The following is a 21,407-nucleotide window of genomic DNA, read 5'->3' on the forward strand; positions in this document are numbered from 1 at the left end:
CCCGCGCCCCTCCTTGCCCCACGGCCCGCCCCACGCGCCCGCCCCGGCGCCCCGGGCGGCGGGGCGCCCAAGGCGGCCAACTAGGCTGAAGCCACCCGAACAGCCCCATCGAAGGGAAGCTTCACCATGGCGATCGAGGTCGGCACCAAGGCTCCGGAGTTCGAGCTCAAGAATCAGCACGGTGAGACCGTGAGGCTCTCGGACTTCCGCGGCGAGAAGAACGTGGTGCTGCTCTTCTACCCGTTCGCTTTCACCGGGGTGTGCACCGGCGAACTGTGTGCGATCCGCGACGAGCTGCCGAAGTTCGTCAACGACGACGTGCAGCTGCTGGCCGTCTCGAACGACTCCCCGTTCACGCTGCGCGTCTTCGCCGAGCAGGAGGGCCTCGAGTACCCGCTGCTCAGCGACTTCTGGCCGCACGGCGAGGCCTCGCGCGCGTACGGCGTCTTCGACGAGGAGAAGGGCTGCGCGGTGCGCGGCACCTTCATCATCGACAAGGAGGGCATCGTGCGCTGGACCGTGGTCAATGGTCTGCCCGACGCCCGTGACCTGAACGAGTACGTCAAGGCGCTCGACACCCTGTAAGAAGCCTCGCCGGGTGCGGGAACCCGTCACTAGGATCCAGACGTTGATCCGATGCCAGACGCACTACGGGGCTCCCCGCCCCTAAGACCAAGGGAGGACTCGTGGGAGTCAGCCTCAGCAAGGGCGGCAACGTATCGCTGAGCAAGGAGGCCCCTGGCCTCACGGCGGTCGTCGTGGGCCTCGGTTGGGACGTCCGTACCACTACCGGTACGGACTTCGACCTCGATGCCAGCGCCATCCTGACGAACGCGGAGGGCAAGGTCAGCAGTGACCAGAACTTCGTGTTCTTCAACAATTTGAAGAGCCCCGACGGCTCCGTCGAGCACACCGGTGACAACACCACCGGTGAGGGCGAGGGCGACGACGAGCAGATCAAGGTCAACCTCGCGGCGGTTCCGGCCGACGTCGAGAAGGTCGTCTTCCCGGTGTCGATCTACGACGCCGAGAACCGCCAGCAGTCCTTCGGCCAGGTGCGCAACGCGTTCATTCGCGTCGTGAACCAGGCGGGCGGGGCGGAGATCGCGCGCTACGACCTCTCCGAGGACGCCTCCACCGAGACCGCGATGGTCTTCGGTGAGCTGTACCGCAACGGGGCGGAGTGGAAGTTCCGCGCCGTCGGCCAGGGCTACGCCTCGGGCCTGCGCGGCATCGCGCAGGACTTCGGCGTGAACGTCTGAGCCGAAGCACCAGCACGCTCGTCCGTCCGGCGCCGCACTCTCGCAGTGCGGCGCCGGACGCGCTGAACAACAGCAACGCTCACACCGGGGAGGACCACCATCATGGGCGTCACGCTCGCCAAGGGAGGCAATGTCTCCCTCTCCAAGGCCGCACCGAACCTCACGCAGGTGCTTGTCGGGCTCGGCTGGGACGCACGTTCCACCACCGGCGCCGACTTCGACCTGGACGCCAGTGCACTGCTGTGCAGCGGCGGCCGGGTCATGGGCGACGAGTGGTTCATCTTCTACAACCAGCTCAAGAGCCCCGACGGCTCGGTCGAGCACACCGGGGACAACCTCACGGGTGAGGGCGAGGGCGACGACGAGTCGCTGATCGTCGACCTGTCCAAGGTGCCGGCCACCTGCGACAAGATCATCTTCCCCGTCTCGATCCATGACGCGGACAACAGGGGCCAGACCTTCGGCCAGGTCAGCAACGCGTTCATCCGCGTCGTGAACCAGGCCGACGGCCAGGAGCTCGCGCGCTACGACCTCTCCGAGGACGCCTCCACCGAGACCGCGATGATCTTCGGTGAGCTGTACCGCTACGGGGGCGAGTGGAAGTTCCGTGCAGTGGGGCAGGGGTACGCGTCAGGACTCCGCGGCATCGCTCTAGACTTCGGAGTCAACGTTTCATAAAGCGTTGCTAAAGCCGTGCACGGAGCGGGGGAGCCCCGTACAACCAGCACGGGGAAACCCGTACACACGATGGGGTAGCCAGTGGTTCTGAAAACCTTCGGCTGGTCGTTCGCGATCACCGTGCTCGGCTTGATCGCGGCGGTGTTCTACGACGGCTGGACCGCGCTCGGGCTCGTCGCGATCTTGGCCATCATGGAGATCTCGCTGTCCTTCGACAACGCGGTGGTCAACGCCGGAATCCTGAAGAAGATGAATGCCTTCTGGCAGAAGATCTTCCTCACGGTCGGTGTGCTGATCGCCGTGTTCGGCATGCGCCTGGTCTTCCCCGTCGTGATCGTCGCCATCAGCGCGAAGATCGGACCGATCGACGCGGTCGACCTCGCGTTCAACCAGCCCGACCGCTATCAGCAGCTGGTCACGGACGCGCACCCGTCCATCGCCGCGTTCGGTGGCATGTTCCTGCTGATGATCTTCCTCGACTTCATCTTCGAGGACCGTGACATCAAGTGGCTCGGCTGGCTGGAGCGTCCGCTCGCCAAGCTCGGCAAGGTCGACATGCTGTCGGTCTGCATCGCGCTGATCGTGCTCCTGATCTCCTCCATGACGCTCGCCGTCCACGCGCACCAGCACGGCGGCGCGCACGTGGACAAGCAGGCCACCGTGCTCCTCTCGGGAGTCGCGGGTCTCATCACGTACCTCATCGTCGGCGGCCTCTCCGGCTTCTTCGAGAACCGGCTCGAGGAAGAGGAGGAGCGCGAGCACGAGGCTGAGGAGGAGGCCGCCCGTACCGGTAAGCCGAAGTCGGCCGTGGTGCTGGCCGGCCAGGCCGCGTTCTTCATGTTCCTCTACCTCGAGGTCCTGGACGCGTCGTTCTCCTTCGACGGTGTGATCGGCGCCTTCGCCATCAGCAACGACATCGTGGTGATGGCGCTCGGCCTCGGTATCGGCGCCATGTACGTCCGGTCGCTCACGGTCTACCTGGTCCGCCAGGGCACCCTCGACGACTACGTGTACCTGGAGCACGGCGCGCACTACGCGATCGGCGCGCTCGCCGTGATCCTGCTGGTCACCATCCAGTACCAGATCAACGAGATCATCACCGGTCTGGTCGGCGTCATCCTGATCGCCTGGTCGTTCTGGTCGTCGGTGCGTCGCAACAAGCGGCTCGCGGCGGAGGAAGGCAACGCGGGGAGCGCGGACAAGGCCGAGGTGTCGTCCGGGGTCTGACCGGAACACAAGGCTCCGTGTTTGACCCGGGGCCCCAGGCTGGAACCCTGTGAACGGGGCGGTCGTACGAGGACGAGTCCTCCCGCGGCCGCCCCGTCGACGTGTGACCGAACAGGTCGACATGTGATTGAACAAGCCGAACAAGCGGTTCCGGCACGGCACTTGGGGGCGGGTATGTCCTTCTGGGACAGGCTAGGGCGCGGGCGATCCGCGCAGTTCGAGTTCGATTCGGGCAGCGCGGCGACCAACTCCATCGAACTGACCAAGCGGCATCCGGTCGTCTCGCTCTCCAAGCAGGGCGCGGCCACCGGAAACCTGCGGATCAATCTGTCCTGGCGGATGCGGACCTCGGACATCGGCGGGTCCGAGAAGAACAGTCTGCTGCGGCACCCGTTCAGCATGTTCAAGCCGGACGTGGTGCAGGCGCACACCCAGTCCATGGTCAACGTGGACCTGGACCTCGGCTGCCTGTACGAGCTGATGGACGGGGACAAGGGGGTCGTCCAGCCCCTGGGCGGCTTCTTCGGTGCGCTCAACGCGCCGCCGTACGTGAAGCTCAGCGGGGACGACCGGTTCGGCTCGGGGTCAGGCGAGACCGTCTACGTCAATCTCGACCACCGCGACGACATCAAGAGACTGCTGGTGTTCGTCTACATCTACGACCAGACGCCGGCCTTCGACCGTACGCACGCCATCGTGACGCTGTACCCGAGCAACGGCCCGCGGATCGAGATCAGCCTGGACGAGCGCGCGCCCCAGGCACGCTCCTGCGCCGTGGTCTCCATCGAGAACGTCAAGGGCGATCTGGTGGTGCGGCGCGAGGTGAAGTTCGTGTACGGGTTCCAGGCGGAGCTGGACCGGCTGTACGGCTGGGGCCTGCAGTGGGGGCGGGGCTACAAGTCCAAGGTCAGCGGCCGGTAGCCCGCGCGGTCAGCGTCCGATGAACTGCGGCCCCTGCGGCGGCAGTCGGAACGCGGGATCGGGATACGCCGTCGCCGCCACCGGCTGCGGATAGCCGTACGCGGGCTGGGACGGCGGGGCAGGCTGCGTCGCGGGCTGCGGCGGATAGCCGTACGACGGTGCCTGCTGGGGCGGCAGCGGGAAGGCCGGGGCCGGTGCGGGCTCGGGCCCGGTGGGGGCCGGGGGCGTGGCCGCGGACGCCGCCGAGTCGTCGACCGAGATGCCGAAGTCCGTGGCGAGCCCCACCAGACCGTTCGAGTACCCCTCGCCGACCGCGCGCAGCCGCCAGCCGTCGCCGCGCCGGTACAGCTCGCCGCAGATCAGCGCGGTCTCGGCGCCCGTCTCCGGCTTCACGTCGAAGTGCGCGAGCGGCTCGGCGCCGTCGGAGCCGGCGTCGTACACGAACATCCGCAGCGCCGGTACGTGCTGGAACTGGACGTCCTCCGCGGACGCGACGAGCAGGATGCGCGCGATGCCGGGCTCGACGCCAGCCAGGTCCGCCTGCACGGTGTCGGTCAGGCCCTCGGCCACCCGCTTCTTGCCGAGCCGCCAGACCTTGCCGGAGGGGTGCCGGGGCTGGTTGTAGAAGACGAAGTCCTCGTCGGAGCGGACCTTGCCGTCCGTGGCGAGGAGCAGCGCCGAAGCGTCCACGTCCGGCACGCCCTGCCCCGGGGACCAGCGGAGCACGGCGCGCACCGCCGTGGCGTCGAGCGGGATGTTCGCCCCCTTGAGCATCGCGTGCGTCATGCGGTCATCCTGCCTTCCCGCCGCGGGCCGGGACAACGCGGGGTGCCGAGATCGGGGGCCCGGCGCGGGGCCGGAACGCAACACCTGACACGCCCGGGTTACCAGAATTTCATTGCACGCGGGAACTTTTGACACAGCCCTGTACGTACTATTACCGGCCACATCAAGTAGGGCGGCCAAGCAAGACGGGGGAGTCTTATGCGTCATTTCGGGCACATCGCCCCTGAGGTGCGGGAGCGCCTGTTCCATCAGGAGCCACGGATCTTCACCGCGGACTCCAGCCCTCGCATGCTCGCGGCCGCTCTCGGGGCCACGCTCTACAGCCCCGCGACCAGGCCGCACCTCGCGGACGACGTGCTCAAGCAGGCCGGGCGCGGCGTCGTGTCGATGGTGCTGTGTCTGGAGGACTCCATCGACGACGCCGAGGTCGCTGGTGCCGAGGAGAACCTGGTGCGCCAGTTCGCCGACCTCGCCACTCGTGAGGCCGAGCCGCCGCTGCTCTTCATCCGCGTCCGGGAGCCCGAGCAGATCACCGACCTCGTGCACCGGCTCGGCGCCGACGTCGCGCTGCTGTCCGGATTCGTACTGCCGAAGTTCACCGAGGAGCGGGGCGTTCCGTTCCTGGAGGCGCTGACCGCCGCCGAGGTGGTCGCCGGGCGGCGGCTTTTCGCCATGCCGGTCCTCGAATCGCCCGAGCTGCTGCACCTGGAGACCCGCACCGAGACCCTCACCGGCATCGCCCGCACCGTCGACAAGTACCGCGAGCGCGTCCTCGCGCTGCGCCTGGGCGTCACCGACTTCTGCTCGGCGTACGGGCTGCGCAGGCCGCCCGACATGACGGCGTACGACGTACAGATCGTGGCCTCCGTCATCGCCGACGTGGTGAACCTGCTGGGGAGGGCCGACGGCACGGGCTTTACGGTGACCGGACCCGTCTGGGAGTACTTTCGCCATCAGGAGCGGATGTTCAAGCCGCAGCTGCGCCGCAGCCCCTTCCTCGAAGAGGGTGCGGAGCCGCTCCGCGAGGCGCTCATCCGCCACGACATGGACGGGCTGCTGCGCGAGATCGAGCTGGACCGGGCCAATGGCCTGCTCGGCAAGACCTGCATCCACCCCTCGCACGTGCTGCCCGTGCACGCGCTGTCCGTCGTCAGCCACGAGGAGTACAGCGACGCCCGGGACATCCTGCGGCCCGAGCGGGGCGGCGGCGGAGTCCTGAGATCCGCGTACACGAACAAGATGAACGAGGTGAAGCCGCACCGCGCCTGGGCCGAGCGGACCCTGCAGCGCGCGGAGGCGTTCGGGGTGGCCCGGGAGGACGTCGGCTTCGTGGAGCTGCTGACAGCCGGACTGCCCGGATGACCGAAGCGAGCCACGTAGGCGAAGCAAGCCACGTAGGCGAAGTAAGCGAAGTAAGCGAAGTAAGCGATGCAAAGGATGCAGAGAGCACAGTGAGCACGGTGTGGTCGGGTACGTGGGTCGCCGAGAGACTCGGGGTCGAGCTGACCGGTGACCGGGAGCTGACCGGGCTCCTCGGCCTGGCGCTGCGCCGCAACCCCAAGCGCGCACACCTCCTCGTGTCGAACGTGCTGGGCAAGCACGTCCCGCAGCGCCCGTCGGTGGTCTGGCGCAGCGGACACGAACTGGGCGTGCGGGTAAGGGAGTTGCTGGGCGACGAGGCCGCGGCGCGGGCCGTCGTGCTCGGCTATGCCGAGACCGCGACCGGACTCGGCCACGCGGTCGCCGACGGCCTCGCCCTCGCGCCGTACCTGCACTCCACGCGCCGCCCCGTCGAGGGCGTGGCCCGCGCGGGCGGCTTCGAGGAGTCCCACTCGCACGCCACCTCGCACCTGCTGCTGCCCGAGGACCCGGCGCTGCTCGCCGGGGACGGGGACCAGGGCCCCCTTGTCCTGGTCGACGACGAGTTCTCCACGGGGAACACGGTCCTGAACACCATCCGTGCGCTGCACGAGCTGCACGCCCGCGACCACTACGTCATCGTCGCCCTCGTCGACATGCGCTCACCCGGCGACCAGGGCCGCCTCGACGCGTTCGCGCGCGAGATAGGGGCCCGCGTCGACCTGGTCGTCGCGGCGCGCGGCACGGTGCGGCTGCCGGAGGGAGTCCTGGACAAGGGGCAGGCGCTCGTCGCCGAGCACGAGGCGACGGCCGTGGTGCCCGAGCCCCGGCGCGAGCGCGGCGAGATCGTGCGCGTCGACGACCTCGGCTGGCCGGACGGCGTGCCCGACGGCGGACGGCACGGCTTCCTGCCCGAGCACCGCGCACGGCTCGAGCAGGCGCTGCCGGCGATGGCCGAGCGGCTCGCACCGCACCTCGCCGACGGCCGCGTACTCGTCCTGGGCAACGAGGAGTTGATGTACGCCCCGTTGCGCATCGGCACCGCTCTCGAAGCCGCCGGCGCCGACGTCGCGTACTCCACCACGACCCGCTCGCCGGTCCTCGCCGTCGACGACCCCGGTTACGCGATCCGCACCCGCCTCGTCTTCCCCGCGCACGACGCGCCTGCCGACGGGCCGGGCGAGAGATACGCGTACAACGTGGCGGGCGGAGGCTTCGACACGGCCGTCGTGGTCCTCGACTCGGTCGGTGACACGCGGGAACTCGCCGCGCCCGGCGGCCTGTTGGAGCGCGTCGCCGAGCACGTGCGGCGGGTCGTCGTGGTCGTGATCCCGTCGTACGTACCCCAGCTGGTTCCGCAGTCGGTTCCTCGGCCGGTTTCTCGGCCGGTTCCTCAGGCTGACTCCCAGGGAAGGTCCTCCATGTCGCTGCCCGAGCCGTTGCGCGGCCCCGCCTTCTCCTCGTACGCGCCCGACGAGGTCGGCTGGCTGCTGCAGGACCTCTCGGACGTGACCCTGGAGGCGCCGACCGAGGAGCGTGAGGAAGCGATCCAGAGCGGCGGCGCGCACTACGCCGAGTCGCTGCCGCAGGAGTACCAACCGAGCGCGCAGTACCAGGAGTTGTTCCACGCGGCGCTCGGCGCGTCCGCCGCCCGGATCGCGCGGGCGGTCGGCGTGGTGACCGAGACCGTGCTCGCGGAGCGGTCGCCGCGGCCCGTCCTGGTGTCGCTCGCGCGGGCCGGGACGCCGGTCGGCGTGCTGATGCGGCGCTGGGCGCGGCACCGGCACGGCCTGGAGCTGCCGCACTACGCGGTCTCCATCGTGCGCGGGCGTGGCATCGACGCGAACGCGCTGCGCTGGCTGGCCGCCCATCACGACCCGGCCGATGTCGTGTTCGTCGACGGGTGGACGGGCAAGGGCGCCATCACCCGTGAACTGGCCGCAGCGATAAGGGAGTTCGAGGACGCGGAAGGTGTCGCCGGGTTCGATCCGGAGATCGCCGTGCTCGCCGACCCCGGGTCGTGCGTGCGCACGTACGGGACGCGCGAGGACTTCCTCATACCCTCCGCCTGTCTCAACTCGACGGTGTCCGGGCTGATATCGCGCACCGTGCTGCGCGCCGACCTGGTCGGGCCCGGAGACTTCCACGGGGCGAAGTTCTACCGGGAGCTCGCCGGGGCGGATGTGTCGCGGCAGTTCCTCGACGTGGTCGAGGAGCGCTTCGACGAGGTGCGGGACGCGGTCGACGCGGACGTCAAGGAGCTCCTCGGGGCCGACCGGGCGCCGACGTGGGAGGGCTGGGCCGCCGTCGAGCGGATCAGCGAGGAGTACGGCATCCACGACGTGAACCTCGTCAAGCCCGGGGTCGGCGAGACGACCCGGGTGCTGTTGCGGCGCGTGCCATGGAAGATCTTGGCGCGGGCCGGGGCCGGGGCGGACCTCGACCACGTGCGTCTGCTGGCGGAGCAGCGCGGGGTGCCGGTGGAGGTCGTGGACGAACTGCCGTACAGCTGCGTGGGGTTGATCCATCCACGGTTCACGCGCGGGGCGACGGGGGCGGACGGGACGGCGGTGGTGGCGAAGTGAGTGCGCCGACCGTCGTCGCGAGCGATCTCGACCGTACGTTGATCTACTCGGCCGGGGCGCTGGGGCTGACCGTGCCGGACCGGCTGGCGCCGCGCCTGCTCTGCGTCGAGGTGTACGAGGGCAAGCCCCTGTCGTACGTGACGGAGGACGCGGCGGCGCTGCTCGTGGAGCTGGCGGAGCGGGCCGTGTTCGTGCCGACGACCACGCGGACGCGGGAGCAGTACGGGCGCGTGCGGTTGCCCGGGGCCGAGCCGGCGTACGCGATCTGTGCCAACGGGGGGCACCTGCTGGTCGACGGGGTGTCGGACCCGGAGTGGAGTGCGCGGGTCGCCGCGCGGATCGAGGGGGAGTGCGCGCCGCTCGGTGAGGTGCGGGAGCGGATGGTCGCTGCCGCGGACCCGGCCTGGCTGCTGAAGGAGCGGGTCGCGGAGGATCTGTTCGCGTACCTCGTGGTGGACCGGGGGCTGTTGCCCGAAGGGTGGGTCAAGGAGCTCGGGGAGTGGGCCGACGGGGTCGGCTGGGGTGTCTCCCTGCAGGGGCGGAAGGTGTACGCCGTGCCGAAGCCGTTGACCAAGGGGGCGGCGGTCGAGGAGGTGGCTCGGCGGGTGGGGGCCGGGCGGGTGCTGGGGGCGGGGGATTCGTTGCTGGACGTCGATCTGCTGCGGGTGGTGGACCGCGGGTGGCGGCCCGGGCACGGGGAGTTGGCGGATGTGGGGTGGCATGCGGACGGGGTGACCGTGCTGGAGGAGCGCGGGGTGCTGGCGGGGGAGGCGATTGTGCGGGGGTTCCTCGGGGATCTGGGGGATCTGGGGGATCTGGGGGATCTCGGGGATCTCGGGGAGGCGTGACGCGGGCTGCCCGTTTTGACGGGTGATCCCGCGTCGCCGTTTGAAGGATGATCCCGCGTCGCCGTGTGGCGGGTGATCCCGCGTCGCGGTGTGGCGGGTGATCCCGCGTCGCCGTGTGGCGGGTGATCCCGCGTCGCCGTTTGAAGGATGATCCCGCGTCGCCGTGTGGCGGGTGATCCCGCGTCGCCGTTTGAAGGATGATCCCGCGTCGCCGTGTCGCGGGTGCCCCCGAGTCGCCGTGTGCCGGGGTACCCCCGCGTCGCCGCTCGGGGCTCAGCCGCAGCAGCCTCCGCCGCAGCAGCCGCCACCGCCCCCGCCGCCCGCCGAAGGCGCCGGCGCGGATGACTTCGCGGCGCCCGTCATCGCCACCGTCGACAGGAGTTTCACCGTGTCCGGGTGGCCCTGTGGGCACGTCGCGGGGGACGCGGAGTCGGCCATGGGGCGGGTCAGTTCGAACGTGGTGGTGCAGGTGCGGCAGCGGTATTCGTAGCGAGGCATGGGCACAGGCTATGGGCAACGGCCACGGGAATGGCCATGGGTACGGCTATGAGTAGCAGCTATGGGGCGTCGTGCAACGGGACGTCGAGGAGTTCGAGCATCGCCGTGTAGGCGCCGTCCGGGTCCATGTCCCGTACGCGCGCCGCGACTTCGGTGTGGGAGGGGAGCGGGTGGTGGTGCGGACCCGCGTGGATGCGTTGCCCGCGGGCGGCGAGCGCGGGGACCAGGACGCGGGGGAGCTGGGCGAAGAAGCGGTTCCCCGAGGCGGTGAGCAGCGTCGTGTGGAAGGCGATGTCGGCGCGGGCGGCGAGTGTCGGGTCGGCCCGCGGTGCGTGCTCCGCCGCGGCCATCGCCGTCAACGCCTGGTCGAGGGCGGTCAGATCGGCCCACGAGCGGTGCTGCGCGGCGAGCGCGGCGGCCGACGGCTCCACGGCGCGGCGCAGCTCGTGCAGGTCGGGGAAGAACCCGAAGGGCCCGTGCCCGTCCGGCGGGGCGGAAGGGACGGGGCCCGAGGTCAGGGTCCAGCGCAGGACGTCCGCGTCCAGCACGTTCCACTCGGTCGACGGGCGCACCCGGTGCGCCGCGTCGATGACGTCCTTGGCCCTGAGGATGCCGAGCGCTTCGGCGAGCGTCGCTTCTGTCAGGCCCAACTCCCGTGCCAGACAAGCTGGTTCGAGTGACGAGCCGATCGGATACGTGCCGTCCGTGATGCCGTGCGCCAGGGTCTCGACCGCGGTGCGGCGCGCAGCGCGCCCGGCGTGCGGCACCGACGGTGAGCTGGTCATGCGGAGCAGGCTCGCACGGCTTCCTGTGCAATATCAATGTGCCTCTGAGACATCAATGTGCCTCTGAGGCAGGCTGATTTGCCTCCTTCGGGTGGCGCGCCTGCCAGTACGGGTTGTCGTGCGGGAGCGAGCCACTGACCCGGCCGTACATCCCGAAGACCATGAGCAGCAGTCCGACGACGAAGCTGAACAGGACGTTCTGGATGCGGAAGGCGAGGAAGTTGGCGCTGGTGTCGAGCAGTGCGAGGTTCACGAATCCGCTGAGGATGAAGAGGACGCCGAGCGTCATGTTCAGGGTCGAGGCGAAGTTGCCGCCGATGATCATGCCGGCGAACAGCAGCAGCCCGACGCAGATGGACAGCACGCTCAGCGCGCCGTTCGTGTTGAGGCCGGCGACCGTGTCCCCGCCGGTGTCGAAGAAGCCGATCCTGTCGATGAGGCCGAGGATGCCGAAGGCCAGCAGGACGAGTCCCATCAGCCCTGCCCCGGTCCGGTAGACCTTGCCGAGGCGGTGGTCGACGGGCAGGTGCTCGTCGAGGGTGACATGCCGCCGGGATCCTGGGTGGAGTACATGCGTGGCCATGGTTCGCCTCCTTGCACGTACGTACTACAAGGATCCGCCCGTCACAGGGGCAGTGCCAACCGCGTCCGCGACCTCAGGGAGAGGCTCTCGGGATCTCAGGCGACGCCGCCGCGCTCCTCGCGGATCTGGGCGACGACCCGGGCGGCGGTCTGCCGCACGGCCTCCGTCTCCGTGAGGAAGTGCCAGTAGTCGGGGTGGCGGCCCTCCAGGCCCGTGGCGGCGCGCTCGAGGCGGGCCACCGCGTCGTCGAGGGGGCGGGCGTGCCGCGGCTCGGGCGTGCTGCGCCCCGCCATGGCCAGACGCTGTGCGTCACGGATGGCGAACCGCGTGCGGTCGATCTCCTGCTGCGGGTCCTTCGCCACCGCGTTCAGCCGCTGCAGGCGGTCGGAGGCGGCGGAGACCGACTCGTCCGTCGTGTTCAGCAGGGCGCGGACCGTGGACAGCAGCGACGTGGCGTCGGGCCAGCGCTGCTCGTCGCGGGCGGTGCGGGCCTCGGCGAGCCTGGTCTCGGCCTGCCGCACGTTCGTCTCGGCCAGGTCCGGGACGCGCTGCAGGTCCTGCCAGCACGCGGCCGAGAACCGGCGCCGCAGCTCGCTGAGGACCGGCTCGACCTGACCTGCCCGGGTCCGCAGCGCCTGGGCGCGGGTGCGCAGGGAGACCAGGCGTCGGTCGATCTCGGCCGCCCGCTCCGGGAGGCGCTCGGCCTCCGCGCGCACGGCCTCGGCGTCCCGCGCGACCCGCTCCGCGCGCTGCAGCGTCTCCGGTACGCCGTGCCGGCCCGCCCCCTGGTTCAGCTTCGTCAGCTCCGGGGCGAGGGCGGCGAGCCGGGCCGCGAGGTCGTCGGCCTTCAGCTGCGACTGTCGTACGGAGTCGAGCGCGGTGGTCGCGGCGAGCAGGGACTGGCGGGCGCGCTCCACGGCCGGGGCGAGGCGGGCCAGCTGGGTCTCGGCCTTGCCGAGCAGCGGGCCGAGGCCCTGCTCGAACCGGTCCAGGTCCTGCTTGACCCGGGTCAACTCGTCCTTCGCCCGCGTCAGTTCGGTCCGGGCGCGGGCTGCCGCGCTCGCCTCCAGGTCGTCCCGGTCGAGGTCGTGGGCGTCGACCGCGGTGATGTACTGGCCGCTGACCTCGTCGATGCGCGTGCCCAGTTGCTGGAAGTCGGCGACGGCGCGGCGGGCCGCGGGCGAGTCGTCGACCGCGGTGATCGTCTCTATCGAGATGCGCAGATCCCGCTGGGCCGTGTCCAGTTCGTAGAACGCGGCGGCCGCGGCGTCCTTGGCCGCCTGTGCCTCCGCGCGCTGGGACTCGGACCGGCCGCCGAACCATCTGCGGGTGCCGCCGCCCGCGAAGGCCGTCGTGACCGTGGCCGCCAGGAGGGGGACGGGGAGCAGGGTCAGGGTGAGGAAAACGCCGAGGGGGCTGGTGCGACGGGCTGTCCGCGTGCCGCGGCGGAGCCGCTGACCGACAACGTCCCGCGCCCCTGAAGGGCGCTGTGCCTCCGCCGTCGCCGTCACTAACTCTCCCGTGCTGCCCGTGCCCGTATCAGCCCTGACCGGTGTCCATTCTCCCACCGGTTAATGACGAACACACGGGCCGGTTAGTTCGCGGTTCGGAGGGTGACTTTTCCGTCCTGGGTGCGGGCCGAGATGACGTGCGGGCTGCGGGTGTCGCGTGGGACGGAGACGTGGACCGAGCCGTCGGCGGAGCCCGCGGTCACGCGATACGTGGTGGCGCCGGGGACCGTGAGGGTCAGCGAGCCGTCCGCGCTGCGGACGTCGACGCGGTCGGGGACGGTGCGCAGGGCGATGTCGGCGGAGCCGTCCGAGGTGCGTACGGAGACCTGGCGGGCATCGACGCCCGAAGCGTGCACGGAGCCGTCCGCGCTGTGCAGGCGCAGCGGGCCCGTGACGTTCTCGACGTGCACCGAGCCGTCGCTCGTCGTGATGTCGAGCCCCTTCTCGAAGCCGCTCGCGCGCACGCTGCCGTCGCCGTCCTTGACCACGACGGCGACGCCGCGCGGCACCTCGACACGGTGCCGGGCCGAGCAGTCCGTGACGATGCCGCGGCAGTGCATCCGCAGGGTCAGCCGCGATCCGGTGCCGTCGGCCTGCCACGCCCAGGTCGCCTTCGGGTCGGAGCCGACCACGGTGGAGCCCTGGAACCAGCGGGTGACCTTCACCTGGTCGCCGTCGCCCGGTACCAGCTCGAGCGCCGAGTCGTCCGAGTCGACGGTGAGCGTGCGGCCCTGCAGGGCGAAGGAACGGTGGTCGGGATGCGCGTCGTCGGAGGCGTCGGCGCCGCAGGCGGTGACCGTGGCGGCGACGGCTGCTACGACGGCCGCGGCGGCGGCCACGCGAAGCGGACGGACGGTCATGGTGAACTCCCCCTGGGACGGCTGGTGTTGCGGCACCCGACCGGCGGTCGGCACGTCATGAACGTACGGGGGTGAGGGCACGGGGCGGGATCCGGACCGCCACCGGATCCTTGGTGGAGATAACCCCACCAAGGGGCCGGGCCGTTACGCGTTTCGGTGCACGGGGAGCGGCAAGGTACGCTGTCGGCTCGTCCCGGTCGCGCGAGCAGTCGCGAGAGCACGGGATGCCGGGTGCGTAGCTCAGGGGTAGAGCGCCTGCCTTACAAGCAGGATGTCGGCGGTTCGAAACCGTCCGCGCCCACCGCGAACAGACCCCCAGTCATGGTCATGGCTGGGGGTCTTCGTCGTCCCCGGAAGCGTCTCCGGAAGCGTCCCCGGCCGGGAGGTCGTCCATGTGCTGGAGGCGGGCGCGGGCGCGGACCGCTGTCGGGCCGGAGAGCTCGGACCAGTAGCGGTGGCACGTCACGAAGACGGCCAGCTCCAGCTCGCGGCGGCGCAGCTTCTCCACCTCGGCCTGCTCGTCGTCGGTCCAGCCCGGGGAGGCCGGGCGCTCCAGCTTGCGCCAGCCCTGGGTGTCGCTGATCGCGTCGAGGGGCGCCACCGACCAGGGCAGCCGCTTGAGAAGGACCTGCAGGTCGGCCCGGACGTGATGCAGCTCCTCCTGGCCCGCGAGGAGGTCGCTCGGGAAGTCGAACTCGGAATCTTCGGTCGCTGCCACCCGGCAATGGTACGTCTGTTCGATTTAGTGGGGCGAGCCGATTCGGGGAGTTCACGCGAACGTGTGGTCGATCCCTGGGGGTGTGACGGCAGACTGGAGACATGTGCCGCAGCATCAGGACTCTTCGACCGCCAGCGCTCCCCGAGGAAGCCACCGAGGAGGAGATCAGGGCCGCAGCCCTGCAGTACGTACGGAAGGTGTCCGGGTTCAGGGCGCCGGCCGCGCACAACCAGGAGGTGTTCGAGCAGGCCGTCGACGACATCGCGCGGGCCACGGCCGCACTGCTCGACGGCCTCGAGGTGCGGGGGGCGCCGCGGGCTCAGGCTTCCTGAGTCTCCGGGACCGGGCGGCGCATCACGTACGCCGCCACGAGGCCCGCACCGACCAGTGCGAGCAGGGAGACCACGGTGGACAGCCAGCTCGCGCCGAGCCACTGTGCGCCGAAGTAGCCGAGCGCCACGCTGTACGCGGCCCAGGCCACGCCCGCCGCCGCCGACCAGGGCAGGAACTCGCGGACCCGGCGGTGCGCCGTACCGGCCGCGAAGGAGACGACCGAGCGGCCCGCGGGGGCGAACCGGGCGATGATCACCAGCAGGCCGCCGCTGGAGCGGGCGAGCGCTCCGCCGAGACGTTCCTGCGCGGTCGTCAGGCGGCGGGAGCGGGCGATCGCGCGGTCCAGGCGCTCACCGCCCCGCCAGGCGAGCCGGTAGGCGACCAGGTCACCGAGGACCGAGGCGGTCGCGGCGCAGAGGGTGAGGACGAGCAGATCGGGCACGCCGTGCGGGACCTGTCCCGTGGCCGCGCCGGACCCGGCGGCGGCAGCGGTGGCCGCGGTGATCACCAGGACGCCGCTGGGCAGCACCGGGACGAAGACGTCGAAGAGCACGGAGAGCGCCACGATCGCGTAGATCCACGGGCTTCCGGTCAGTGACCCCACGCTGTCCAGCACTGCGCGCCAACTCCTGTACGAACGTTCCCCCGACCGTTCCCTCCAGACAGGAGCGGTTTCATTCCAGCTGTACAGCGTACGCCCAGGATGTGACCCGAGTGACGCAAGGGGTACAGATGTTCCCCATCTCACGTTCACCCGTGTGCCGCGTCCGGCGCGGCATCACCGCTTCCGGTCCCGTACGAACGAGCCACCAGACAGGTACCGAGGAGAGGAACGGCGATGGTGGCAGGGATGGTGGCCGGTGCGCTCGCGGCGGCGGTGTTCGCGGCGGGCGGTGGCGGCGGTGGCGCCGCGGACTGCTATTGGATGCGGACCGAGGCGAGGTTCGCGCCGCCCATGGCGTTCGTGCCGTCGCCCGCGATCACGTACGACATGAAGCTGGTCCCCGCGGCCGCGTCGATCGCGGTCGCCCAGCGCGGCGACGAGAGCGGCATGAAGGTCGAGCTGGACGTCGAGGGGCTCGCCCCCGGCCACGCCTTCGGCGCGCACGTGCATCAGAAGCCGTGCGGTGTCGATCCGGCCGCGGCGGGCGGGCACTACCAGCACGTGGCCGACCCGAAGCGGGAGACCGAGGGGAACGCTGCGAACGAGGTGTGGCTCGACTTCACCACCGACGCCGCGGGCAAGGGCACGGCCACGGTGCGCAAGTCATGGGGGCTGCGGCGCGGTGAGGCCGGGTCGGTCGTGATCCACGACGTGCCGGGCGGGGCAGGGACGCGGGTGGCCTGTTTCACCGTGCCGTTCGCGTCCCTGCCGTAATCGCTCGCGGCAGGTCAGGCCGTGGCCGTCGCGCGGTCCGGCTGGGCCTGGGCGGCGGCCGCCGGTTCGGTGCGCCGGGCGAAGAGGCGGTCCAGGCCGAACGCGCCCGAGCCGGTGAAGACGAGGAGCAGCAGCGCCCAGCAGAACATGGCCGAGGGCTCGCCGCCGTTCTGCATCGGCCACAGGGCCTCGGGCTGGTGGACCTTGAAGTACGCGTACGCCATCGAGCCCGACGAGACGAACGCGGCGAGGCGGGTGCCGAGGCCGAGCAGGACCAGGGCGCCGCCGACGAGTTGGATCACGGCCGCGTACCAGCCCGGCCAGGTGCCGGTCTCGACGGTGGGCGAGTCGAAGGCGCCGAAGAGCGAGGCGGCGCCGTGACAGGCGAAGAGCAGGCCGATGACGATGCGGAACAGGCCGAGGGCATAGGGCTGGGCGCTGTTGAGACGTCCAGTCATGGTGGGGGACTCCTTCGGTCGGGGAGCTCCACAGGTTAGGGGAACCTAACTGATGCTTGCAAGTTCAACATTCGGCCATGAACGTCTTCTGCATCCGGTTCCGTTTCCGCTCCTGAAGCGGTGCGCAGAGCCGCACGGGCCACCGCATCGGCGTCCGAAAGTGTCACCGAGTCGACCCCCGGACGGGCTCCCGCCGCGGTCGCCCAGTGCACGCCCTCGGTCGGCACGCCGAACGCGAACCGCCGTGCGTGTGCGCGACCTTGACGGTTGATCAGACGGTACGGGCGTGGTGTTACGTCCAGGCCTCCGGTTTCGTAACCGTCGAGGGCGTGCGGCCGGCCCTGGCCGGTCTTCAGGAGCCGGGCGAGCAGTTCGTCGGCGGTCCTGCGCACGTCCGGTTCCGGCAGTCGGGCCTCGACGAGTGTGGTGGCTGTCACGGCCGAACCGGGCACATCGGGCGAGTGCGCCGTGAACTGTCCGTCCGCGACGGTCACTTCGAGCCGTGGTCCGACGACCGTCAGGACGCCCGCCTCGATCAGGGCGGTCATCTCCTCGATGCGGCGCCGCGGCGGGCCGATGGACAGGAACGCGTTGAGGGGCGTGTACCAGCGGTCGAGGTGGTCGCGGCGCGAGGTGCCGGACAGGCCGCCGTGGTCGACGATCAGGCGCAGTTCGTTGCGCAGGTCGCGCAGGACGTCGAGCGCGGCCTTCACGGGGCCCTCGACGTTGCCGAGCGCGGCGTGGGCCGCGTCCTCGCGCAGATGGGCGAGGAGCCAGGTGCGCCAGGCGGCGGGGGAGTCGTACGCGTGGGAGGTGTGCGGGCGCGAGGTGCGGTCCCAGGACCAGAGGCGGTCCTCCGGGATGCCGAACTCCCTGAGGACGTACGCCTCTTGGGGGGAGCGGTGCGGGGCGGCGAGGAAGCGCTCCCGGAAGCCGGGACGGGGGTTCATCGGCCTCAGCAGGGTCTCGTAGTAGACCGTCTCCACTTCCTTCGCGACCAGGGGCCAGATCTCGGTGAGGAAGTCCGGGGCGTCGCCCGAGTCCGTTCTCTTGCGGAAGAGGGATATCAACTCCGGTGTGAGGACCGAGGGTTGGTGTCGTCCGTAGGGGCCCTTGGCGTTGTCGCCGCGTGCCTGGTGCGGGATGCCGCGGCGCGAACCGGCGTACAGGCGCGGCTCGTTGCCCGAGGGGAGGTAGCGCAGGCCGCCGTCGGGCGCGGGGACGTAGCGGCCGCCGCGGGCCTCGGTCAGCAGGGCCATGTGGTCGAAGAAGTTGAGGCCGAGGCCGCGCAGCAGGACCGGTTCGCCGGGGCGCAGCGGCGTCAGGTCGAGGTCGGCCGGGTTCGCGGGCGGGACGTGGCGCAGGCCGTGGCGCCCGGCGGTCTCGGCGAGGCGGCGCTCGGCCGGGGTGCCGACGGCGGGCAGATGGCCCTGGGTGAGGACGACGGCGTGCAGCCCGGTCAGTTCGCCGCCGTCGGCGAGGGCCAGGGTCTGCAGGCCGCCGGGCCCCTCGTCGAGACGGACGGCGCGGGTCGCGTGGGGGACGACCTCGACGCCGGGCGGGGCGGCGGCGACGGCCGCGGCGAACACGGCACGCAGATACCGGCCGTACTGGGCGCGGCTCGGATACGCGTCCGGGCCGACGGCGGTGTCGTGCCGCGCGGCCCACTCGTGCAGGCTCGGCCCCGGCCGGATCGGGCCCGAGCAGTCCACCGAGGCGTCGGTGTAGAGGGTCACCTGCGAGGCGACCGTGTTCATCAGGAGCTCGGGCGCCTGGTCGGTGCGCCAGACGCCGCCCGCACCCGGCGGATACGGGTCGATCACATGGACGGTGAGCCGGGCGCCGGGCGGCAGCAGCTCGTCCGCGGAGGCGGTCAGCCGCTCCAGGACGCTGGTGCCGCGGGGACCCGCGCCGACGATCGCCAGGCTGAACTCGGGGTGGGGGGCGGGCAAAACGGAACTCCCGGGGCAGGTGGGGCTGCCCGGGGTGTGTGTCGGCAGTCTCTTCTGCCCGGCGACACACATCCCGGAAGCGGACGCTCCGCCTCATCATGCCGTTTCACCGGGGGGAGTCGAGTGGGGGAGTCCAGGTGTGAAATGGATCACTGCGCACGTGCCGGGGGGTCAGGTGATCGTGCGGTGCTCCGCGCGGACGAGTCCGCGGCGCGCGTCGGCCCGGTCGAGGGAGAGGTCCGCCGAGCGGCCGCGCAGGGTCAGGGTCATCAGATGGTTCCCGAACCAAGGGCCGCCCGTTTTGCGCCAGTTGATACGAGGTGGCGCGGCGCGCCCGTGCCGGCCGAAGCGGCGGCCGAGAGCGCGTCCGGCGCGGCTCCAGCCGAAGCGGAAGCCGACGCGTATCCAGGTCGGGATGGAGTTGTGCACGGGGGAGCAGGTGAGCTGAAGGACGCGCGCGCTGGGGGCGGCCGGGGCGCCGCTGTCGGCGGGCCAGGTCGGCTCGGCCACGTACGCGTGGTGCACGTCGCCGCCCAGGACCGCCACCGTCGCGGGTGCCGCGGGGCCCGAACCGGCCTCCGCGACCAGGTCCGTGAGCGCGTCGAACGACGCCGGGAACGCCGCCCAGTGCTCCAAGTCGGCCTTCCTGCGCACGTTTTCACCCCTGCTCGCCCAGCGCTGCCCGCGCTCGCCCCGGCAAAGGCCCGCGTTCCACGCCTCGATGTCGTGGATGAGATGGGGGAGCAGCCACGGCAGTGACGTACCGATGAGGAGGTGGTCGTAGGCGCCGGGGGCGGAGCCCTGTCCCTCCAGGGCCTGCGCCCGCACCCACGCGGCCTCGTCCGGGTCGAGCATCGCCCGGTTCTCCTCGTCGTCCAGCACGCGGGCCGCCCGTGAGTCGACCATCAGCAGGCGTACGCGGCCGAAGTCGCGGCGGTAGCTCCAGCGCGCGTACGCGGGATCGGCGTCGGCGCGGGCCGCGAACGCGCGCAGGGCGTCCGTGCCGTCCGGGGTCGCGCAGACCTCCAAGTAGAGGGGATCCGTGGCGAGTTCGGCCGGGGAGAGGTTGCCCAGGTGCTGGTACACCCAGTACGACATCAGGCCGCTCAGGATGCGCTCGCGCCACCAGGGCGTGGCCTGCATGTCCGCACGCCAGGCCGCACTGGTGTTCCAATCATCAACTATGTCGTGGTCGTCGAAGATCATGCAACTGGGCACCGTGGACAGCAGCCAGCGGATCTCCGGGTCGAGCCAGGACTCGTAATAGAGGTGCGTGTACTCCTGGTAGTCCGCGACCTGGGTGCCGGGATCCTCCGTCAGGTCGCGGCGGCGGGCCAGCCACTTCTGGGTCGCCGGTGACGTCTCGTCCGCGTAGACCTGGTCGCCGAGGAGGAGCAGGACGTCGGGGCGCTCGGTGTCCGGGGCGGCGGCGAGGCGGGCCGCGAGCGTGTCCAGGGCGTCGGGGCCCACCGGGTCGTGCTCGGCGGCGGGCGGTGCGGCCCAGCGGCAGGAGCCGAAGGTGACGCGGACGGGGTCGTCCGGCGCGGCCGCGTACGACGGCGTGCTGATCGTGCTGCCCGGGAAGCGCGAGCCCGGCTCGGGCCAGACCGGGCCGCCGTCGAGGATCACTTCGTACGTCGTCCTGGTGCCCGGGGTGAGGCCGTGCACCGGGACCAGCGCGTAGTGGTGGCCGTCGACCTGGAACGTGTGCGCGCTGCCCCGCGCGCCGTCCGCGCAGCGCACCTCGGCGACGCAGGGCCGGCTCGCCTCGACCCAGACGGTCGCGGCCTCCTCGTCCACGTATCGCAACAGTGGTCCCAGGCGCAGCCTCGCCATGTGATCTCCTCCCGGCCCTCCGACGTCCCCGTACGGTACGGAACGCCGGAGGCGGGCGGGATGGTTCCGGATCAGCAGCCGCTGAGCTTCGACTGGATCGCCGACTTCTCCGCCGAGTCGACCGACAGGTCGTAGTAGTGCTTCACCTGGACGTACATCCGCAGGTACGTGCAGGCGTACGCGGTGCGCGGTGGCATCCACTCGGCCGGGTCCTGGTCGCCCTTGGACTGGTTGACGTTGTCGGTCACGGCGATGAGCTGGGGGCGCGTGAGGTCGTTGGCGAAGGCCTGGCGCTGGGCCGTGGTCCAGCCGCTGGCGCCCGACTTCCACGCCTCGGAGAGCGGGACGACGTGGTCGATGTCGACGTCGGAGGAGGCGGTCCAGGTGGCGCCGTCGTACTCCGAGTACCAACTGCCGGACGTCGCGGCGCAGTTGGAGTCCGTCACCACGCTCTTGCCGTCCCGCTTGAGGACCACCTCGCGGGTGTTGCAGGTGCCGGACTGGGTGATCCAGTGCGGGAACTTGTCGCGGCTGTAACCGTCCGACGAGCCCTCGGCCTTGACGGTCAGTTCGGAGAGGTACGTGCGGGCGGTGGCGGCGGTCACGGGGGTGGGCGGCGCCGCGCCGGCCGTGGGGGCGGTGAGGGCGCCGGTCAGCGTGATCGCGGCTGCGGTCAGAAGGAGTCGACGCGCGTAGACAACGGGCGTGCGGGACATGTGAACTCCCGGTGTGTGGGGGGAAGTTGGCGTGCGGCCATCGTGGGGGGCGGGGGTTTCGGGAAGGTGTGCGTTGAGTGACAGGGTCGCGTCAAATTGGGGTGCGGGCAAGG

At 71.0% G+C, this 21,407-nt stretch carries 22 protein-coding genes and 1 tRNA gene; 11 read left to right on the plus strand and 12 right to left on the minus strand.

Annotated elements, in window-relative coordinates; all coding sequences use genetic code 11:
- Positions 1-126 precede the first annotated feature (126 nt).
- The 5 genes from ACIBUY_RS20100 to ACIBUY_RS20120 all read left to right on the plus strand — a co-directional run bounded on the left by ACIBUY_RS20100 (position 127) and on the right by ACIBUY_RS20120 (position 4,088).
- The gene (locus ACIBUY_RS20100) at positions 127-585 is read left to right on the plus strand and encodes a peroxiredoxin (protein ID WP_365561348.1); all 459 of its coding nucleotides are present in this window, start codon (positions 127-129) and stop codon (positions 583-585) included.
- Between the two features lie 101 nt (positions 586-686).
- The gene (locus ACIBUY_RS20105) at positions 687-1,262 is read left to right on the plus strand and encodes a TerD family protein (RefSeq protein ID WP_365561350.1); all 576 of its coding nucleotides are present in this window, start codon (positions 687-689) and stop codon (positions 1,260-1,262) included.
- A 102-nt stretch (positions 1,263-1,364) separates the two neighbouring features.
- Entirely contained in the window at positions 1,365-1,940 is a 576-nt protein-coding gene (locus tag ACIBUY_RS20110; RefSeq protein WP_365561353.1) for a TerD family protein, read from the plus strand.
- Between the two features lie 81 nt (positions 1,941-2,021).
- Positions 2,022-3,167: a DUF475 domain-containing protein gene (locus ACIBUY_RS20115; RefSeq protein WP_365561355.1), complete on the plus strand. Its 1,146-nt coding sequence runs from the start codon at positions 2,022-2,024 to the stop codon at positions 3,165-3,167.
- A gap of 174 nt (positions 3,168-3,341) precedes the next feature.
- Positions 3,342-4,088 carry a Tellurium resistance gene (locus ACIBUY_RS20120; protein ID WP_365561358.1) on the plus strand — a complete coding sequence of 249 codons (747 nt, stop codon included), beginning with the start codon at positions 3,342-3,344 and terminating at the stop codon, positions 4,086-4,088.
- A gap of 9 nt (positions 4,089-4,097) precedes the next feature.
- On the opposite strand, the gene ACIBUY_RS20125 is transcribed toward ACIBUY_RS20120, so the two are convergent.
- Complete coding sequence (locus tag ACIBUY_RS20125) at positions 4,098-4,874, minus strand: TerD family protein (RefSeq protein WP_365561360.1); 777 nt, start codon at positions 4,872-4,874, stop codon at positions 4,098-4,100.
- A gap of 198 nt (positions 4,875-5,072) precedes the next feature.
- Between ACIBUY_RS20125 and ACIBUY_RS20130 the strand changes: the two genes are divergently transcribed.
- The 3 genes from ACIBUY_RS20130 (at position 5,073) to ACIBUY_RS20140 (ending at position 9,666) form a co-directional block, all read left to right on the plus strand.
- Positions 5,073-6,236 carry an HpcH/HpaI aldolase/citrate lyase family protein gene (locus ACIBUY_RS20130; protein WP_365561363.1) on the plus strand — a complete coding sequence of 388 codons (1,164 nt, stop codon included), beginning with the start codon at positions 5,073-5,075 and terminating at the stop codon, positions 6,234-6,236.
- Between the two features lie 89 nt (positions 6,237-6,325).
- Positions 6,326-8,818 carry a phosphoribosyltransferase gene (locus ACIBUY_RS20135; RefSeq protein WP_399153239.1) on the plus strand — a complete coding sequence of 831 codons (2,493 nt, stop codon included), beginning with the start codon at positions 6,326-6,328 and terminating at the stop codon, positions 8,816-8,818.
- Positions 8,815-9,666, plus strand: a complete 852-nt coding sequence (locus tag ACIBUY_RS20140; RefSeq protein ID WP_399153240.1) for an HAD family hydrolase — start codon at positions 8,815-8,817, stop codon at positions 9,664-9,666. The genes ACIBUY_RS20135 and ACIBUY_RS20140 overlap by 4 nt, the downstream gene beginning before the upstream one ends.
- 273 nt (positions 9,667-9,939) lie before the next feature.
- Here ACIBUY_RS20140 and ACIBUY_RS20145 read toward each other — a convergent pair whose 3' ends face one another.
- The 5 genes from ACIBUY_RS20145 to ACIBUY_RS20165 all read right to left on the minus strand — a co-directional run bounded on the left by ACIBUY_RS20145 (position 9,940) and on the right by ACIBUY_RS20165 (position 13,903).
- Positions 9,940-10,164, minus strand: a complete 225-nt coding sequence (locus ACIBUY_RS20145; RefSeq protein ID WP_365561371.1) for a zinc ribbon domain-containing protein — start codon at positions 10,162-10,164, stop codon at positions 9,940-9,942.
- A gap of 59 nt (positions 10,165-10,223) precedes the next feature.
- Positions 10,224-10,949, minus strand: a complete 726-nt coding sequence (locus ACIBUY_RS20150; RefSeq protein WP_399153241.1) for a FadR/GntR family transcriptional regulator — start codon at positions 10,947-10,949, stop codon at positions 10,224-10,226.
- A gap of 52 nt (positions 10,950-11,001) precedes the next feature.
- Positions 11,002-11,532 carry a DUF4383 domain-containing protein gene (locus ACIBUY_RS20155; protein ID WP_399153242.1) on the minus strand — a complete coding sequence of 177 codons (531 nt, stop codon included), beginning with the start codon at positions 11,530-11,532 and terminating at the stop codon, positions 11,002-11,004.
- Between the two features lie 95 nt (positions 11,533-11,627).
- On the minus strand, positions 11,628-13,043 hold the full coding sequence (locus ACIBUY_RS20160; RefSeq protein ID WP_399153243.1) for a hypothetical protein: 1,416 nt from the start codon (positions 13,041-13,043) through the stop codon (positions 11,628-11,630).
- A gap of 83 nt (positions 13,044-13,126) precedes the next feature.
- A complete protein-coding gene (locus ACIBUY_RS20165) occupies positions 13,127-13,903 on the minus strand; it encodes a DUF4097 family beta strand repeat-containing protein (RefSeq protein ID WP_365561379.1) in 777 nt (258 codons plus the stop codon).
- 229 nt (positions 13,904-14,132) lie between these two features.
- On the opposite strand from ACIBUY_RS20165, the gene ACIBUY_RS20170 reads away from it, so the two are divergent.
- Positions 14,133-14,204, plus strand: a tRNA-Val gene (locus ACIBUY_RS20170).
- Positions 14,205-14,228: 24 nt separating this feature from the next.
- On the opposite strand, the gene ACIBUY_RS20175 is transcribed toward ACIBUY_RS20170, so the two are convergent.
- The gene (locus ACIBUY_RS20175; RefSeq protein WP_365561382.1) at positions 14,229-14,621 is read right to left on the minus strand and encodes a hypothetical protein; all 393 of its coding nucleotides are present in this window, start codon (positions 14,619-14,621) and stop codon (positions 14,229-14,231) included.
- A gap of 101 nt (positions 14,622-14,722) precedes the next feature.
- Here ACIBUY_RS20175 and ACIBUY_RS20180 point away from each other — a divergent pair, with 101 nt between their 5' ends.
- Positions 14,723-14,953: a DUF2277 domain-containing protein gene (locus ACIBUY_RS20180; protein ID WP_365561384.1), complete on the plus strand. Its 231-nt coding sequence runs from the start codon at positions 14,723-14,725 to the stop codon at positions 14,951-14,953.
- Here the strand turns inward: ACIBUY_RS20180 and ACIBUY_RS20185 are convergent.
- Positions 14,941-15,570, minus strand: a complete 630-nt coding sequence (locus tag ACIBUY_RS20185) for a VTT domain-containing protein (RefSeq protein ID WP_365561386.1) — start codon at positions 15,568-15,570, stop codon at positions 14,941-14,943. The genes ACIBUY_RS20180 and ACIBUY_RS20185 overlap by 13 nt on opposite strands.
- Before the next feature lie 222 nt (positions 15,571-15,792).
- Here ACIBUY_RS20185 and ACIBUY_RS20190 point away from each other — a divergent pair, with 222 nt between their 5' ends.
- Entirely contained in the window at positions 15,793-16,332 is a 540-nt protein-coding gene (locus ACIBUY_RS20190) for a superoxide dismutase family protein (RefSeq protein ID WP_399153244.1), read from the plus strand.
- 14 nt (positions 16,333-16,346) lie between these two features.
- On the opposite strand, the gene ACIBUY_RS20195 is transcribed toward ACIBUY_RS20190, so the two are convergent.
- The 4 genes from ACIBUY_RS20195 to ACIBUY_RS20210 all read right to left on the minus strand — a co-directional run bounded on the left by ACIBUY_RS20195 (position 16,347) and on the right by ACIBUY_RS20210 (position 21,294).
- The gene (locus ACIBUY_RS20195) at positions 16,347-16,790 is read right to left on the minus strand and encodes a DoxX family protein (RefSeq protein WP_365561392.1); all 444 of its coding nucleotides are present in this window, start codon (positions 16,788-16,790) and stop codon (positions 16,347-16,349) included.
- Between the two features lie 35 nt (positions 16,791-16,825).
- Positions 16,826-18,742, minus strand: a complete 1,917-nt coding sequence (locus tag ACIBUY_RS20200; protein ID WP_399153245.1) for an FAD/NAD(P)-binding protein — start codon at positions 18,740-18,742, stop codon at positions 16,826-16,828.
- A 171-nt stretch (positions 18,743-18,913) separates the two neighbouring features.
- Positions 18,914-20,578: an alkaline phosphatase D family protein gene (locus ACIBUY_RS20205; protein WP_399153246.1), complete on the minus strand. Its 1,665-nt coding sequence runs from the start codon at positions 20,576-20,578 to the stop codon at positions 18,914-18,916.
- 71 nt (positions 20,579-20,649) lie between these two features.
- The gene (locus tag ACIBUY_RS20210) at positions 20,650-21,294 is read right to left on the minus strand and encodes an HNH endonuclease family protein (RefSeq protein WP_399153247.1); all 645 of its coding nucleotides are present in this window, start codon (positions 21,292-21,294) and stop codon (positions 20,650-20,652) included.
- Between the last annotated feature and the right edge of the window lie 113 nt (positions 21,295-21,407).

This window comes from Streptomyces sp. NPDC050085 (assembly GCF_044460595.1).
Taxonomy (GTDB): domain Bacteria; phylum Actinomycetota; class Actinomycetes; order Streptomycetales; family Streptomycetaceae; genus Streptomyces.

Excerpts from the sequence above, each read along its gene's own strand:
- ACIBUY_RS20145 (WP_365561371.1), bottom strand. The coding sequence starts at position 10,164 with ATGCCTCGCTACGAATACCGCTGCCGCACCTGCACCACCACGTTCGAA.
- ACIBUY_RS20180 (WP_365561384.1), top strand. The coding sequence starts at position 14,723 with ATGTGCCGCAGCATCAGGACTCTTCGACCGCCAGCGCTCCCCGAGGAA.
- ACIBUY_RS20210 (WP_399153247.1), bottom strand. The coding sequence starts at position 21,294 with ATGTCCCGCACGCCCGTTGTCTACGCGCGTCGACTCCTTCTGACCGCA.
- ACIBUY_RS20100 (WP_365561348.1), top strand. The coding sequence starts at position 127 with ATGGCGATCGAGGTCGGCACCAAGGCTCCGGAGTTCGAGCTCAAGAAT.
- ACIBUY_RS20155 (WP_399153242.1), bottom strand. The coding sequence starts at position 11,532 with ATGGCCACGCATGTACTCCACCCAGGATCCCGGCGGCATGTCACCCTC.
- ACIBUY_RS20195 (WP_365561392.1), bottom strand. The coding sequence starts at position 16,790 with ATGACTGGACGTCTCAACAGCGCCCAGCCCTATGCCCTCGGCCTGTTC.
- ACIBUY_RS20110 (WP_365561353.1), top strand. The coding sequence starts at position 1,365 with ATGGGCGTCACGCTCGCCAAGGGAGGCAATGTCTCCCTCTCCAAGGCC.
- ACIBUY_RS20130 (WP_365561363.1), top strand. The coding sequence starts at position 5,073 with ATGCGTCATTTCGGGCACATCGCCCCTGAGGTGCGGGAGCGCCTGTTC.
- ACIBUY_RS20190 (WP_399153244.1), top strand. The coding sequence starts at position 15,793 with ATGGTGGCAGGGATGGTGGCCGGTGCGCTCGCGGCGGCGGTGTTCGCG.
- ACIBUY_RS20165 (WP_365561379.1), bottom strand. The coding sequence starts at position 13,903 with ATGACCGTCCGTCCGCTTCGCGTGGCCGCCGCCGCGGCCGTCGTAGCA.
- ACIBUY_RS20125 (WP_365561360.1), bottom strand. The coding sequence starts at position 4,874 with ATGACGCACGCGATGCTCAAGGGGGCGAACATCCCGCTCGACGCCACG.
- ACIBUY_RS20150 (WP_399153241.1), bottom strand. The coding sequence starts at position 10,949 with ATGACCAGCTCACCGTCGGTGCCGCACGCCGGGCGCGCTGCGCGCCGC.
- ACIBUY_RS20205 (WP_399153246.1), bottom strand. The coding sequence starts at position 20,578 with ATGGCGAGGCTGCGCCTGGGACCACTGTTGCGATACGTGGACGAGGAG.
- ACIBUY_RS20120 (WP_365561358.1), top strand. The coding sequence starts at position 3,342 with ATGTCCTTCTGGGACAGGCTAGGGCGCGGGCGATCCGCGCAGTTCGAG.